Source organism: Streptomyces sp. NPDC006655 (assembly GCF_040703965.1).
Classification (GTDB): Bacteria; Actinomycetota; Actinomycetes; order Streptomycetales; family Streptomycetaceae; genus Streptomyces.
In genome coordinates this window covers 1-14,292 of record NZ_JBEYJU010000092.1, presented here as the reverse complement: position 1 = coordinate 14,292, position 14,292 = coordinate 1, and the positions used below count along the sequence as shown (strand labels likewise).

At 73.3% G+C, this 14,292-nt stretch carries 12 protein-coding genes; 3 read left to right on the top strand and 9 right to left on the bottom strand.

Features of this window, described 5'->3' with window-relative positions; translation table 11 throughout:
- Positions 1 to 36: 36 nt before the first annotated feature.
- Both AB0958_RS35595 and AB0958_RS35590 read right to left on the bottom strand, forming a co-directional pair.
- On the bottom strand, positions 37 to 513 hold the full coding sequence (locus AB0958_RS35595; RefSeq protein WP_366894609.1) for a hypothetical protein: 477 nt from the start codon (positions 511 to 513) through the stop codon (positions 37 to 39).
- A 178-nt stretch (positions 514 to 691) separates the two neighbouring features.
- Positions 692 to 1,429, bottom strand: a complete 738-nt coding sequence (locus tag AB0958_RS35590) for a phosphotransferase (protein ID WP_366894608.1) — start codon at positions 1,427 to 1,429, stop codon at positions 692 to 694.
- A 97-nt stretch (positions 1,430 to 1,526) separates the two neighbouring features.
- On the opposite strand from AB0958_RS35590, the gene AB0958_RS35585 reads away from it, so the two are divergent.
- Positions 1,527 to 1,874 carry a DoxX family protein gene (locus AB0958_RS35585; RefSeq protein ID WP_366894607.1) on the top strand — a complete coding sequence of 116 codons (348 nt, stop codon included), beginning with the start codon at positions 1,527 to 1,529 and terminating at the stop codon, positions 1,872 to 1,874.
- Positions 1,875 to 1,939: 65 nt separating this feature from the next.
- Here AB0958_RS35585 and metG read toward each other — a convergent pair whose 3' ends face one another.
- The 4 genes from metG to AB0958_RS35565 all read right to left on the bottom strand — a co-directional run bounded on the left by metG (position 1,940) and on the right by AB0958_RS35565 (position 8,890).
- Positions 1,940 to 3,655 carry a methionine--tRNA ligase gene (metG, locus tag AB0958_RS35580; RefSeq protein WP_366894606.1) on the bottom strand — a complete coding sequence of 572 codons (1,716 nt, stop codon included), beginning with the start codon at positions 3,653 to 3,655 and terminating at the stop codon, positions 1,940 to 1,942.
- A 127-nt stretch (positions 3,656 to 3,782) separates the two neighbouring features.
- A complete protein-coding gene (locus tag AB0958_RS35575) occupies positions 3,783 to 5,768 on the bottom strand; it encodes a VWA domain-containing protein (RefSeq protein WP_366894605.1) in 1,986 nt (661 codons plus the stop codon).
- A gap of 325 nt (positions 5,769 to 6,093) precedes the next feature.
- Positions 6,094 to 8,073 (bottom strand): FUSC family protein, encoded by a 1,980-nt coding sequence (locus tag AB0958_RS35570; protein WP_366894604.1) that lies wholly within the window; start codon positions 8,071 to 8,073, stop codon positions 6,094 to 6,096.
- Positions 8,074 to 8,080: 7 nt separating this feature from the next.
- Positions 8,081 to 8,890 carry an alpha/beta hydrolase gene (locus tag AB0958_RS35565; RefSeq protein WP_366894603.1) on the bottom strand — a complete coding sequence of 270 codons (810 nt, stop codon included), beginning with the start codon at positions 8,888 to 8,890 and terminating at the stop codon, positions 8,081 to 8,083.
- A 93-nt stretch (positions 8,891 to 8,983) separates the two neighbouring features.
- Here AB0958_RS35565 and AB0958_RS35560 point away from each other — a divergent pair, with 93 nt between their 5' ends.
- On the top strand, positions 8,984 to 10,315 hold the full coding sequence (locus AB0958_RS35560) for a PLP-dependent aminotransferase family protein (RefSeq protein ID WP_366894602.1): 1,332 nt from the start codon (positions 8,984 to 8,986) through the stop codon (positions 10,313 to 10,315).
- Positions 10,316 to 10,336: 21 nt separating this feature from the next.
- Here AB0958_RS35560 and AB0958_RS35555 read toward each other — a convergent pair whose 3' ends face one another.
- The 3 genes from AB0958_RS35555 to AB0958_RS35545 all read right to left on the bottom strand — a co-directional run bounded on the left by AB0958_RS35555 (position 10,337) and on the right by AB0958_RS35545 (position 12,951).
- Positions 10,337 to 10,930 carry an HAD family acid phosphatase gene (locus tag AB0958_RS35555; RefSeq protein WP_366894601.1) on the bottom strand — a complete coding sequence of 198 codons (594 nt, stop codon included), beginning with the start codon at positions 10,928 to 10,930 and terminating at the stop codon, positions 10,337 to 10,339.
- Between the two features lie 114 nt (positions 10,931 to 11,044).
- Positions 11,045 to 11,953, bottom strand: a complete 909-nt coding sequence (locus tag AB0958_RS35550) for a hypothetical protein (protein WP_366894625.1) — start codon at positions 11,951 to 11,953, stop codon at positions 11,045 to 11,047.
- Between the two features lie 557 nt (positions 11,954 to 12,510).
- Complete coding sequence (locus tag AB0958_RS35545) at positions 12,511 to 12,951, bottom strand: hypothetical protein (protein WP_366894600.1); 441 nt, start codon at positions 12,949 to 12,951, stop codon at positions 12,511 to 12,513.
- A 158-nt stretch (positions 12,952 to 13,109) separates the two neighbouring features.
- On the opposite strand from AB0958_RS35545, the gene AB0958_RS35540 reads away from it, so the two are divergent.
- Positions 13,110 to 14,292 (top strand): PP2C family protein-serine/threonine phosphatase (locus AB0958_RS35540; protein ID WP_366894599.1); only part of this gene is annotated, 1,183 nt, incomplete at its 3' end.

Here is a 14,292-nt window from a genome sequence, read left to right as displayed (position 1 = left end):
ACGGACTTTAGCAGCAGTTGGGCGTGTCCATGCCGCTCAGGTGTCGTACCGGCCGTCCCAGGGTTCGCCGAAGCCCAGGTGGTCCGGGTAGAGCTCGGCCCACCCGCCGTCCTCGTCGTCCTTCGCCACCAGTCCGAAGAACACGCCGTCCACCCTGAGCTGGAACGGTCGTATCGCGATGTCCGTGTACGTCCGCCGCGGCAGGCTGCGCAGCATGGTCGCGAGGTGGGCGCGGGCCCGGGACAGTACCGAGCCGGTGCCCTCCGGGTCCCGCTGCTGCTCGGCCCAGCTGCCCGCGCACCAGATCTGGGAGTCGCTGTAGCGACCCTCGGCGTCGAAGAGGTGCAGCACCGCGTACAGCCGTTTCTGCTCCTCCCAGCCCTCGTCGAGCCGGAACCCCTCGGGGAACGCGTAGGTGACCGATGCCAGGAACTGGCCGCCGGTGTAGTGACCGATGGCCTCGGTACGGCCGTGCGGCTCGTAGGCGATCGGGATGAGCTCAGGGGTTGCCATGGCGAAACCATACGGATGTGTTGTGAACATGCGGATGTCGGGGCGCCGGGGGAACGGCTGCCCGCGTCAACTTTGGCCGCTCTTCTCCGGGATGGGCACCACACCGCAGAAAAATTCACGGCACCCTTGTCGATCTCCACAACCACGGAGGCGTCCGAGGCGGTCCCGGGCGCCCCGATCACCGCACCGCACGCTCCAGTGCGTCCCGGTGGTCCGAGGTCCACCGGTGGGCCGCGCGGACCTGCCGCACCGCCCCCGCGTCACGGAGCCGGGCCATCGCGACGTCACCCGCGTCGGCCCCGTCCTCGATGCCCCGCCGGCACCTGTCCTGCCACCACAGGATCGTGGACACGAGACGGCTCCGGTCCGACAAGCCGTAACCGTCGGCGATCAGCGTCATGCGCCGGGCTGCCTCGCCGACGTCCGTGACCGATGGGCCCAGACCGAGGTACTGCCAGCAGACGTGGGCGATGTCGTGGATCCGCGCGCCCGGCCCGGCGAGGTCCCAGTCGATGAACGCCGCCGGCCGAAGCTCGCCACGGCGCAGCCGGTAGACGGTGTTCCTGGGCGACAGGTCGTTGTGACACACGACCTCCTGGTCCTCGGCCAGCCGGGTGCCGGCCGTCAGGTCGTGGAACTCCCGCACGAGCCGGGCGACCGTCGTCAGGCTCTCGTCGGACGTCACGGCCGCGGGTTGACGCGACTCCCACGCCACGTGGCCACGGAGGTAACTGAGGACCTCACGGCCCTCGTCATCCACACCGAGATACCGCGGAGCGCCACTCCACCCACGGGATTCGAGCAGCTCCAGCAGATCGCTCACGAACGTCGCGCGGGCCGGGGCCGGGCGGCGCACGGTGTCCCCGACCCGGACGACCGTGTTGACGAAACCTCCGGGCAAGGACGACTCAGGCATCCGGTGACTCTTCTCCGTCGGCGGTCGGGACCGTCACACAGGGCGCGCGGTGCGCGTCAGTGAGGTGTTCGGCAGTTTGTCGTGAGGGGAGTCTCTCGTGCGTATCGCCCATGTCGTCGTCACCCTGGTCGCCGCCGCGCTGGCCGGGTTCTCCGGGACCGTGCTGCTGATGCGGGCCGAGTGGATCGTCAAGGCGCTCACCGACTACCGGGTGCCGCGGGCCTGGTGGACGCCGCTCGGGGTGGCCAAGGCCGCCGGGGCGGTGGGGTTGGTGGTCGGGCTGGTCGTGCCGGTGGTCGGGGTGCTGGCGGGGGTGGGGCTGCTGCTCTACTTCACCGGCGCCGCGGTCACCGTCGCGCGGGCCAGGTGGTACTCGCACATCCCGTTCCCGCTCGTGTACGCGGCGCCGGTGGCGGGGGCGCTGGTGCTGGGGATGCTGGGCTGACGTGCGGCGGCCCCTTGACGCCGGTGAGCGGGGTCAAGGGGCCGGGCCGGCGGTGGGGCGGGCGGTCAGGACTCCGTGCCGCCGAAGCGCTCCTTGTACGTCTCCAGGTCCTCGTCCGTGAGCTTGGCGAACAGCACCGGGGGGACCGTGAAGGGGGTGCCGGCCGGAACGGCGGCCAGCGCCTTCGCCTCGTCGGCGGTGACCCAGGTCGCGGTGTCGGCGGAGAGGGCGAAGGCCTCGCGCATCGTCTTCGCCGTCGACGGGATGAAGGGTTCCGACACCACCGAGTAGAGGTGGATCAGGTTCATCGCCGTGCGCAGGGTCAGGGCCGCGCCGTCCTTGTCCGTCTTGATCTCCAGCCAGGGGGCCTTCTCCTCCAGGTAGGAGTTGCCGGCCGACCACAGGGCGCGCAGGGCGGCGGCCGCCTTGCGGAACTGGAGGGTCTCCATGTGCGACTCGTACTCGGCGAGGAGCTCGGCGATCTGGGCGCCCAGCTTCGCCTCCGCCTCGCCGGGCTCGCCGCCCGCCGGGACGTCGTCGCCGAAGCGCTTGCGGGAGAAGGAGAGCACGCGGTTGACGAAGTTGCCGAGGGTGTCGGCCAGGTCCTTGTTCACCGTCGCCGTGAAGTGCTCCCAGGTGAACGACGAGTCGTCCGACTCCGGCGCGTTGGCGATCAGGAAGTAGCGCCAGTAGTCCGCCGGGAGGATGTCCAGGGCCTGGTCGGTGAAGACGCCGCGCTTCTGCGAGGTGGAGAACTTGCCGCCGTAGTACGTCAGCCAGTTGAAGGCCTTGACGTAGTCGACCTTCTTCCACGGCTCGCGCACGCCGAGTTCGGTGGCCGGGAACATCACCGTGTGGAACGGGACGTTGTCCTTCGCCATGAACTCCGTGTACCGGACGTCGGTGTCGACGTCGTACCACCAGGACTTCCAGTCGCGGTTGTCCGGGTCCTGGTCCGCCCACTCCTTGGTCGCGCCGATGTACTCGATCGGGGCGTCGAACCAGACGTAGAAGACCTTGCCCTCCGCGGCCAGCTCCGGCCAGGTGTCGGCCGGGACCGGGACGCCCCAGTCGAGGTCACGGGTGATCGCGCGGTCGTGCAGGCCCTCCGTGAGCCACTTGTGGGCGATGGAGGACGCCAGCTGCGGCCAGTCCTTGTCGTGCTTCGCGACCCACTCGCGGACCTCGTTCTCCAGCTTGGACTGGAGCAGGAAGAGGTGCTTCGTCTCGCGGATCTCCAGGTCGGTGGAGCCGGAGATCGCGGAACGCGGGTTGATCAGGTCGGTCGGGTCCAGGACGCGCGTGCAGTTCTCGCACTGGTCGCCGCGGGCCTTGTCGTAGCCGCAGTGCGGGCAGGTGCCCTCGACGTAGCGGTCCGGGAGGAAACGGCCGTCGACCGGGCTGTACACCTGGCGGATCGAACGCTCCTCGATGAAGCCGTTCTCGTTCAGGCGGCGGGCGAAGTGCTGGGTGATCTCGCGGTTCTCGGGGCTGGAGCTGCGGCCGAAGTAGTCGAACGCGAGCGCGAAGCCGTCGTAGACCGCCTTCTGCGCGTCGTGCGCCTGGGCGCAGAACTCGTCGACCGGGAGGCCCTGCTCCTTCGCCGCGAGCTCGGCGGGGGTGCCGTGCTCGTCCGTGGCGCAGATGTACAGGACGTCGTGGCCGCGCTGGCGGAGGTACCGCGCGTACACGTCCGCCGGGAGCATGGACCCCACCATGTTGCCCAGGTGCTTGATCCCGTTGATGTACGGAAGGGCGCTGGTGATGAGGTGTCGAGCCATCGGGGGCTGCTCCCAGGTCGGTGTGTTGCTCTTCTTGCGAACCTTGAAATCGTAGCCGACATGTGTATGCCGCCCGCTTCCCGTTTTATTGGGTGAGAAGCGGGCGGCACGGGGTGTGCGGGTGGGGCTACGGGCGCCAGTCGATCAGGAGGCCGTCGTACAGCTCCGCGTCCGTGAGCTCCAGGGGGGTCGGGCCCGCGTGGAAGAAGGCCGTGTTGGGGGTCTTCAGCTTGCGGAGGTAGTCGAAGGCCTTGTTCTCGTGCTCGCCGAACGCGACGAAGGAGAAGAAGACCGAGGGGTGGGACTTCGCGGCGTCCGTGAGGGACTGGGTGGCCGGGGTCTTCGCGTCCGGGGCGCCGTCGGTCTGGAAGACGACCAGGGCGGGGGTGCCGGGGGCGGCGTTCGCGTCGTAGTGGGCGAGGACGGCTGCCACGGCCGCGTGGTAGCTGGTGCGGCCCATCCGGCCGAGGCCGGCGTGCGCCTCGTCGATCGCGTTCTCGGGGGAGGCCGGGGTGAGGTCGGTGGTGCCGTCGACCTCGGTGGAGAAGAAGACGACGTGCACGGAGGGGGTGTCGCCGGGCGGGGTGAGGTGGGTGGCGAGGGCGAGGGTCTGGTCGGCGAGGGCCTGCGCGGAGCCGTCCTTGTAGTACGACCGCATGCTCGCGGAGCGGTCGAGGACGAGGTAGGTGGTGGCGCGGGCGGCGGAGAGGCCGGCCTTGGCGAGGGCGACGCGGGCGGCGTCGCCGCCGACGGTGGCCTCGGCTGCGCCTTCGGCGGAGTCGTTCCCACCCGCACCACCCGTGACGGTTTCGTCGTCGGGTGCGGGTGGCCCCTGTGGGGCGGCTTCGCCGTCGGCGGCTGCGGGCTCGAGCGTTTCCGGGGTGACCTCGACTTCGACTTCGACCTCGGCCGCCGGCTGCCCTTCGGCCACGGGTTCGATCGTCAGCCGGATCACCGGCTCGGCCTCGGCCTCCGGCGCGCCCTCCGCCAGGGGCTCCGCCTCGGGCTCGTCCGTCACCTCGACCGCCGGCGCGGCTGCCGCTTCCGCCGCGACCTCGTGCTCGGCTTCGCCGGCCACCTCCGGCTCGGTCACCGACGCGCCCTCGGCCTGACCCGCAGGCTCGGCCGCAGCCACCGGCTCAGCCGCGACCCCCGCCTCGTCCGTGGCCTCCGCCTCCGGCTGGGCCGCAGGCTCGGCGGCGGCCGGGGCCGCAGGCTGTGCTGCGCCTTCAGCCACGGGCTCGACCGAACCTTCGGCCACCGCCTCAGTCTCGGCCTCGGCCCCGTCTTCGGCCGTCGGCTCAGCCTCAGCCGCGGGCTTGGCCTCCGCCTCCGCCTCGGCCTTCGGCTCGGCCGCAGGCTCGGCTTCGGCCTGGGCCCCCGCCTCAGCCTCGGCGTCGGCCGTGCCTTCGGCCGCCGGCTCAGCCTCAGCCGCGGGCTTGGCCTCCGCCTCCGGCTCCGCCTCCACCCCCGGTTCGGCCACAGGCTCGGCTTCGGCTTCGGCCCCCGCCTCAGCCTCGGCGTCGGCCGTGCCTTCGGCCGTCGGCTCAGCCTCAGCTGCGGGCTTGGCCTCCGCCTTCGGCTCCGCCTCCACCCCCGGTTCGGCCGCAGGCTCGGCTTCGGCCTGGGCCCCCGCCTCAGCCTCGGCGTCGGCCGTGCCTTCGGCCGTCGGCTCAGCCTCAGCTGCGGGCTTGGCCTCCGCCTTCGGCTCCGCCTCCACCCCCGGTTCGGCCACAGGCTCGGCTTCGGCCTCGGCCCCCGCCTCAGCCTCGGCCGCCGATTCGGCCTCTGTCTCTGCCCGGGCCGCGGGTTCCGCTGCCCCAACCACGGGTTCGGCCGTGCCTTCGCCCGACGGCTCAGCCTGGACCTTGGCCTCTGCCTCCAGCTCGGCCTCTGCCTCCAGCTCGGCCTCGGTCTCCGGCTCGGCCCCGGTCTCGATCTCCGGCGCAGCCTCCGCCTCCGCCTCCGGCGCCGCCTCTGCTGCGGGCTCTGTCGGGGGTGTGGGCTCTGGTTCGGGGGACGGGGTGGGGGTCGGTGGGGGGGAGGGGAGGTCCGGTTCGATCGTGCGGGACGCCTGCTTCGGTACCGTCACGTTGTCGAAAGCCGCCGACACCAGGTCGTGCTCGTCCTTCGTCGACGGGCGGGGTTCCGGGACCGCCGTCGGTGTCTGAGCTGCCGCTTCTTGTGTCGGTGTCGACTGCGAAGGGAGCTGGTCCGCACCCTCTGCTTCGGCAGGGCGCGGCTTTCGCGACCTGCCGAATGCGTTCCGCAGGAGAGTGAGAATGCCCATGTGCGCAACCCTTCGCGTGAGTTGAAACCCGTCAATCGCTGGCCAGGACGGACACGTAAGGTTAGCGGCCCCAGGTTGCGATCTTGGGGAGGGTCGATGACTCCGGTCGGGCGTGCGGCGGTCGAGTCCGGCGCCGCTTTCCCCGGGGTCAGTGCGGGGACGCGATCGCCCTGGCCGCCGCCACCTCCTGGCGGAGCGGTTCCAGGACGCTGTCCGGTGGGCCCGTGAGGTCCGTGCGGACCGCGATCAGGGTCTCGGACTCACGGACCCCCGCCGCCAGTTCGCGCAGTTGCAGGGCGACCTGGTCCACCTCGGCCCGGGACGGGGGCGGTGCCCCGTGCCGTACCCGGACCCGGGCCGCCGTCGTCGCGTCGACGATGCGCTCGACGGCGACGACCAGCGGCCACCAGGCTGCGGCACGACGGCCGGTGGGCGGGGGTTCGGTCAGGGCGCGCTGGAACTCGGTCCGGATGGTGGACAGGTCGCGGTAGAGCCGGCGGCGCATCCGGGCCCGGGCGGCGTGATCGACGCCCTGGTCCCCGACCTCCGTACCGGCCCGACCGCTGCCCCCGAAGGCCAGCTCGACATAGGCCGCCGTGTCCGCCACCGCGTCGGCGAGGCGGTCCCCGACCCGGGTCCGCCAGCTCTCCGGCCACAGCAGGTACCCCGCGACCAGGGCGATCGCGCAGCCCATCAGGGAGTCCAGGAGACGGGGCAGGAGCAGGGCGGTGCCCTGGTGGTTCAGCACGTCGGAGAGGAGGAGGATCACCGGGGTGATGGCCGCCGTCTGGAAGCCGTAGCCCCGTGGGGTGAGCGCCGGGATCAGGGGGGCCAGGACCATCATCACCGGCACGTCCCACCAGCCGCGCGGCACCAGGGCGAGGACCGTCGCCGCCACCACCAGGCCCGCCACGGTGCCCAGCGCACGCAGCAGGGCGCGGGAGAAGACCGAGCCGAAGTCGGGCTTGAGGACGAAGGTGATGGTGAGGGCCACCCAGTAGGAGCGGGGCACGGGGATCAGGGAGACCAGTGCCTGCGCGATGCCGATGCACAGGGCGAGGCGGATGCCGTAGCGCCAGGAGTTGGCGGAGAGCACGACGTTGCGGGCGGCGCGGGCGGTGCGCACGCCGAGGGCGGCCGGGCGGCCGAGGCGGTCGTCGATGCCGCGGGGGTCCACGTCGGGGCTGGTGGCGACCTCGGCGACGTGCCGCAGGGCGTGGTCGACGGCCCGGCCGGTCTCGTTGACCGGCTCGGGCAGGTGAAGCCCGGTCGGGCCGGTGTATCCGGTCTCGATGGCGTCGGCGAGGTGCCGGACCGCGGCCGGGACCTCGGGCGGCAGCGGCTTCGCGGCGAGCCGGACGGCGGGGGCGGCCTCCACCACCGGGGTGATCGCGTTCAACTGGGCGAGCAGCCGGGTGAGTTCGCGGTTGCGGCCGTGGTAGCGGGCGCGCCGGGCGAGGATCAGGTCGTACGACTGGTCCAGCGACTGGGTGACGGTGTGCCGGGCGCGGTCGTACGCCTCGCCGTCGCCGGTGTCGCTCACGGTCAGCAGGTCGGCGACCGTACGGTAGGCGGCGGCCACCGCCGAGCGTTCCGGTACGCCGGAGCGCAGCGGCCAGGCCAGCAGGGCCAGCAGGAGGACGAGCAGGCCGCCGCCGGTCATCAGGACGGGGGTCAGCCACCAGGGGCCGGGCAGCGGCAGGCCCGCGCCGATGACGGAGTTGAGCAGCAGGAGCAGCCCGGACACGGAGGACACCGCGCCGATCGTCGAGATCATCCCGGAGACCAGCGCGATGCCGGTGACGACGGCGACCGTCAGCCAGCCCTGGCCGTAGACCAGGGAGCCCGCGGTGACGCCGACGGCGCCGAAGAGCTGGGGTACCGCGATGTTGAGGATCCGCATGCGGTAGGCGTCGGCGGTGTCGCCGATGACCCCGGACAGGGCGCCCATGGAGGCGAGCGCGCCGTACGCGGGCTGTCCGGCAGCGAGCCCGAGGGCGAGCGGGAGGGACATGCCGAGGGCGGCTCGGAGGAGGGCGGCCCGGTTGAGGGGGGCCGCCTGCTGGGGCCGGAGGTTCCTTACCAGCCAGTCGGGAGGGGTGAGGCCGATGGGGAACTCGCGGGACATGCGCCCATTATCCGGGTACGCGCCGGGCCTGCGGTGCCCGGTCGACGCCTGCCAGGAACTCGCCCAGCGCCCGGTTGAACTCCGCCGGGCGTTCCAGGTTCGGCAGGTGGGCGGAGCGGTCGATCACCCGGAGGCCGGCGTCGGGGAGGAGGGCGTGCATGGCCTCGGCGTCGGCGACGGGGGTGTACTCGTCGTCCGCGCCGACCACCACCAGGGAGGGGACCGCGACCCTGGTCAGCAGGGGACGGTAGTCGGGGCGTTCGGCCCGGCCGCGCAGGGCCGCGGCGGCGCCCTCGGGGTCCGCCGCCGTCATCATGCGGTGGACGTGGGCCTTCACGTCCGGGTCGGCGTAGGGGGCGACCATCTTCTCCAGGACCTCGTCGGCGTAGCCCCGCATGCCCTCGCGCAGCAGGCGGTCCGCCATGGCGTTGCGGGCCTGCCTGCCCTCGGGCGTCTCGGGGTCGGGGAAGGTGTCCGCCAGGACCAGGCCGCGGACCCGGGCGGGCCCGAGGCGGTCGTAGCACTCCATCGCGATCTGGCCGCCCATGGACAGGCCCGCGACGACGCAGGCCGGTACGTCCAGGGCGTCGAGGAGGTCTTCGAGGTCGGCGGCGAAGCGGGCGAGGGGGGTCTTGCCGGGGGTGACCGGGGAGGCGCCGTAGCCGCGCAGGTCGGGGGCGATGATCCGGCGCTCGGAGCCGAAGGCCGCCAGCTGGGGGTGCCACATGGTGCGGTCGAAGGGGTGGCCGTGGACGAGGAGGAGGGGCGTGCGGGCGCTCTGGAGGCAATTGTCGGTGTATGCGAGGAAGGGGGGCATGTGATCGACCCTAGGTCCCTTCAACTCCTCGGTGCAATAAGATCTTTGCTCTCGGTGCAATGAGGATCTCGGTGCAATGAGGAGGGGTGCTCGGTGGACGACTTCCGCGGGATCGCCGACCGGATCGCGCTGGACATCGCGCGAGGGCGGCTGCGGGCCGGGCAACGGCTGCCTCCGCAGCGGGCGTTCGCACGCCGGCACGGGATCGCCGCCTCGACGGCCGGGCGGGTGTACGCCGAACTCGTGCGGCGCGGGCTGGTGGTGGGCGAGGTCGGCCGGGGCACCTTCGTCCGGGCCGCGGCGGACGTGCCACGGGGGCGGGCCCTCGTCGAGGACGACGGCGGTGCCGCGCGGGTCAACCTGGAGCTCAACTACCCGGACGTACCCGGGCAGGCGGAGCTGCTGGCGCCCGCCCTCGCGCCGCTGCTGCGGGCCGACGCCCTCACCGCCGCCCTGCGGCCCGCCCCCGTCGACGGCACCCCGGACGCCCGGCGGGCCGTAGCCTCGCTGCTGGCCACCGGCGACTGGCGGCCGGACCCCGGCCGGGTGCTCTTCACCGGCAACGCCCGGCAGGCCATCGCCGCCACCCTCGCCTCCCTGGTACCGCCGGGCGGCCGGGTCGGGGTGGAGCCGCTGACGTATCCGCTGGTCAAGGAGATCGCGGGGCGGCTCTCCGTCACCCTCGTGCCGGTGGCGACGGACGACGAGGGGCCGGTCGTGGAGGCACTGCTCGCCGCGCACCGGTCCGGGCCGCTCTCCGCGCTCTACCTCCAGCCGACCCTGCACAATCCGACCTCCCGGACCATGCCGGCCGGGCGCCGGCTGCACCTCGCGCGGGCCGTGTCCGACCTGGGGCTCCCGGTGGTGGAGGACCGGATCTGGGCCTTCCTGCACGGCGGTGCCGAGCCGCCGCTCGCCGCCCTCGCGCCCGGACTCGTCCATGTCGTGGACGGGCTCTCGAAGCGGGTCGCGCCCGGCCTCACCGTCGGGTTCGCCGTCGTACCCGAGGGCCGGGCGGCGGCGGTGGCGGACGCCGTGCGCTCCGGGGGCTGGAGCGCGGGGGCGTTCGCGCTGGAGGCGGCCGTGCGGTGGATCGGGGACGGGACGGTGGCGCGGCTCGTCGAGGCCAAGCGGGCGCAGGCCCGGCGCCGCCAGGGGATACTCCGCGAGGTGCTCGACGGGTTCGCCGTACGGGCCGATCCGGGCGGGTACTTCGCCTGGTGGGAGCTGCCCGCGCCGTGGCGGGCCGAGCGCTTCACGGCGGCCGCGGCGGCGCGCGGGATCGGGATCACGTCCGGCACCGCCTTCCGGGTCGACCCGAAGCGGACGCCGGACGCGGTCCGGATCGGGCTCGCCTCGGCGGACGAACCGGAACTGGCCGAGGCGCTGCGCGGTCTGGCGGGACTCGCGGCGCAGCGCCCCTGAGCAGGGCCCTTCGGCGGACGGCTAGTCCAGCAGGCCGTCGTAGTCCGGCAACTTGTAGGTGGTGTCGGCGTAACCGCCGGTCAGGTCCGTCGTGTTGTTGCCGATGTTGGCGACGATGTCGTAGCCGTTCGCCTCGATCGTCCTGCGCTGCGCGGTCTTGAAGTCGGCCACGCTCTTGCCGATGATCTCGCCGAGCGAGCGGGTGTAGAGGCCGTCGACGGTGTAACCGACCTGGGTGAGGTTGTACTTGGTGGTCAGGTCGATCAGGTTGGGGCGGGCGCTGACGAAGAAGACGCTGATGCCCTTGGCGTGTGCGTCCTGGGCGAGGGTGAGCACCGGAGCGGTGGCGGGCGTGGGGTAGCCGCCCTCGAAGTGGGAGGCCAGCGCGGTGTTGTCGATGTCGAGGACGATCGCCAGCCTGGCGCCGGAGGTGTTGGCGGCGGCGCGGCTGTCGAGGTAGCTCTGCGCGGGGCCGGTGACGGCGGCGACGTCGGACAGCCACTGGGCCTCGGTGACGGTCGAGTCGGCGGCGTGCGCGGGCAGCGCGGCGGTGAGCGGCAGGGCGAGGCCGGCCGCCACGGCGACGGCGGCGCGGCGTGCGGTGGGACGGTTCATCGGGCGGGGGCTCCTCAGGTCACGTCGGCCATCGGTGTTCCGTACCGGTGGCTGTCGTTCCGCCACGTTGCCCGGCCGGGACGCCCACCACGTGACCGTCAGAGTAGCGACTGGTTACATGTGTGTCATGGTCTGGTCAGAAGTCTGTGAAGTCCCTCTGGCAGAAGAGGAGTTGGGCACCTCGGCCTCCGGTTCGGGGACCGGTGCGGAGCGGCGGCGGGCGTAGCGGCTGAGCCAGGACAGCAGGGCCACCGTCAGGCCGAGGGCGAGCAGGAGCCAGGAGACCGTGCGCAGGGTGCCGGTCAGGGCGTCGTAGACGGCGGCCGCGGCCGGGTGCGGTACGTCGGACGGCAGACCGGCCAGGGTCAGGGCGCGGCCGATCGAGAGGGCGAGGCCGAGCAGGGCGCCGCCCAGCGCCGTACCCAGTGCGGTCGCGGTGAGCGCGCGCCGGCGGCGGACGGCGAGGGCGATACCGCCGGCCGCGAAGGCGACGGCCGCGACGGGCAGCCAGAACCCGGCGACTTCGAGCACGTGGAACCCCTTCCGGAGCCGGCCCAGCTCGGCGGCCGGGAGAACGGCGACCGCCGTGTGCTGGACCGGGATACGGGCCGCGAGCGGCACATGGTCGTGGGCGAGCTGGTCCCTGACCTGGGCGGTGACCGGCGCGAGGTCGACCGTCACGGCCTCCTCGCGCTCGTCCTCCAGGGCCCGCAGCACGGCGTCGTGGGTGGCCCGGTTGCCCGCGTCCCAGGCCAGCCGGAACGCCCGGGTCTGAGTGAACGAGCGGACCGCCTCGCGTACGAAGGGCGCCACCGTGCCCCGCATCGGCCGGCCGACGTCCACCTCGCGCATGATGCCGTCGCCGACGGTGGCCGCCACGGCGTCCCGGACGTCGGGGTCCTCGGCCAGCGGCGCCATCGCGCTCACGTACTGCCCGGTGTCCGCCAGCCCGTACGCCGCCCACGCCGACAGCGCGCCGAACGGCAGCAGCAGGCAGGACAGCGTGATCAGCAGGGCCGACAGGACGCGCCGCAGACAGCCGCGCCGCAGACAGCCGCGCCGAAGACACCCGGGCCGGGCGGCCCACGCGCTATGGACGGACCGCGTGCCGCGGGCGGGGCGCGCGCTGCGGATGAGCCACGCGTCGCGGACGGACCGGGCGGCCCGTGCGGGCCACGAGGTCCGTACGGCCCGGGTGGGCCACGACGTCCGTGCGGCCCGTGCGGGGCCCGGGGGCCGCCGCACCGGCCCGGGGAGCACTGGGGGCACGGTTCCAGGCAAGCCCCTGAGGGCCGGTCAGGCGAGCCGTACGACTGCATCCGGGGGTACGACGGGCCCTGGCCGGGCCGAACGGGCGACACGGGGCCCGGCCGCCCCACGGCTCGGCGCGGCGCCGCTCCGGTGGAGGAGTGATCCGAACGGGTGTTTCCTGGATTCGGGTGTGGGTTCGGGAATCCGGGCCCCGCCGGGATGTCGCCGGGTGCCTTTCAGGGCCCCGGCGGCCGGTGAGGGGAAAAGGTGGGCCCCGGCCGTGCCGGCCGGGGCCCACGCGGGTACGGGGAGCGGTGATCGGATGCGGGTTATCGGATGCGGTGTCCGGCCGCGTCCTCCCGTGTGTAGAACCGGTAGAACGCCAGGATCAGGACGACGAGCGCCACGGCCAGGGCCATGCCGACGGACCGCAGGACCGCCTCGCCGGTCGCGCTGTACAGGAAGCCGAACGAGATGCCGGCGAACGCCGCCCACACCGCCGCGTGCAGTTCCCGCCGCAGCCGTGGCGCGAAGGTCATGACCGCCCACAGCACCACCGCGAACACGAAGGCGCTGACCAGGCCGGTCAGCAGGTTCCAGCCGGTGATCGGGCCGCCGGCGCGGCTGTTCGCCGCGACCCAGTCGCCGTAGATCAACCCGGTCACGACGGAGATGGCGATCCGGGCCCGGGCGTGCGTCCGGGCGCCGAAGATGTCGGGGGTGCGACCGGCCCGTGCCGTGCCGCCGGACGTGGGTGCCGCTTGAGCCATGCGAGCGCTCCTCTCTCCTCGCCCCCGCCTTCCAGAGCACACCTGCGGGTACCCCCTGGCAAGTCGGCCGTACGACATGTGTCAGGTGGCCCGTACGGCGTCCTGCGCGCCGTCCGTACGACGTGCGGGCCGTGCGCACGCGTGTTTCCCTGACTGACGTGACCGACCAGCAGGCCCTGCGGCGGCGGCAGGACCTGCCGTGGGCCCGGGGCAGAGGCTTCGCCTGGTTGGCGCCGCTGTTGCTGCTGGCGGGGATCACCGCGGTCGACCTCAACACCACGGAGCGGTTCCGGATCATCTCCTGGATCGTCCTGGTGCCCGGGATCGCGGCGGCGCTCTGCGGGGTCTGGGCGACGGCCGCCTTCTCGGTGCTGTGCCTGCCGGACTACGTCGCCGCGGACAGCGTCTGGCCCCAGGAGTACCAGGCCGGGCTGTCCGACTTCGTCCTGGTCGCCCTCGCCGGGGTGCTGGCCGTCCTCGCCTGCACGGTCCGGCTGAACGGCGAACGGCGGATTCTGCGCATGCGGGACATCGCCGAGACGACCCGCCGTACCGTGCTGCGTCCGCTGCCGCAGGGGTGGGCCGGCCTCGATCACGCGGCGGTCTATCTCGCCGCCGACACGGAGGCCCGGGTGGGCGGGGACTTCTACGACGTCCAGCCGGGCCCGCACGGGACGCGGGTGCTGGTGGGGGACGTGCAGGGCAAGGGGCTCGGGGCGGTCGAGACGGCGGCGGCGCTGCTGGGCACGTTCCGGGAGGCCGGGTACCACGAGGCGGACCTGGCGACGGTGGCGGACCGGCTGGAGACCCGGATGCTCCGGCACCGGGGCCATACGGTGGCCCTCGGCCGCGACGACGGGGACCGCTTCGCCACGGCGCTGCTGCTCGGGTTCCTGCCGGGCCGCCCGGAGGTGGTGGAACTGGTCAACTTCGGCCACGAGCCACCGCTCGCGGTCGGCCCGGCAGGCGTCCGCGCCCTTCCGCCGGGGGGTGGACTCCCCTTGGGAATGGGCGAGCTGAGCGAGGGGTCCGGCCCGCCGCCGACCCGCACGATCCCCCTCGCCCCGGAGGAGACCCTCCTCATCACGACGGACGGGGTGACGGAGGCGAGGAACGGGGCCGGCGAGTTCTACGACCTGACGGCCGAGGTCCGCCGGGCGGCCACGACCGACCCGGCCCGCCTGGTCGCCCAGGTCCGCGACGGAGTACTGCGTCACAGCCGCGGCCACCTCTCCGACGACACCACGATCTTCGCGGTACGCCGCACCCCGTCCCCCCACTGGGGCCCTTCTGATGGATCTCCGCGGCGTCGCGACGCCCGGCACGCACGCTCGACGCACG

Coding starts and splice junctions, on each gene's coding strand:
- AB0958_RS35595 (WP_366894609.1), bottom strand. CDS start 513: ATGGCAACCCCTGAGCTCATCCCGATCGCCTACGAGCCGCACGGCCGT.
- AB0958_RS35590 (WP_366894608.1), bottom strand. CDS start 1,429: ATGCCTGAGTCGTCCTTGCCCGGAGGTTTCGTCAACACGGTCGTCCGG.
- metG (WP_366894606.1), bottom strand. CDS start 3,655: ATGGCTCGACACCTCATCACCAGCGCCCTTCCGTACATCAACGGGATC.
- AB0958_RS35570 (WP_366894604.1), bottom strand. CDS start 8,073: ATGTCCCGCGAGTTCCCCATCGGCCTCACCCCTCCCGACTGGCTGGTA.
- AB0958_RS35565 (WP_366894603.1), bottom strand. CDS start 8,890: ATGCCCCCCTTCCTCGCATACACCGACAATTGCCTCCAGAGCGCCCGC.
- AB0958_RS35555 (WP_366894601.1), bottom strand. CDS start 10,930: ATGAACCGTCCCACCGCACGCCGCGCCGCCGTCGCCGTGGCGGCCGGC.
- AB0958_RS35545 (WP_366894600.1), bottom strand. CDS start 12,951: ATGGCTCAAGCGGCACCCACGTCCGGCGGCACGGCACGGGCCGGTCGC.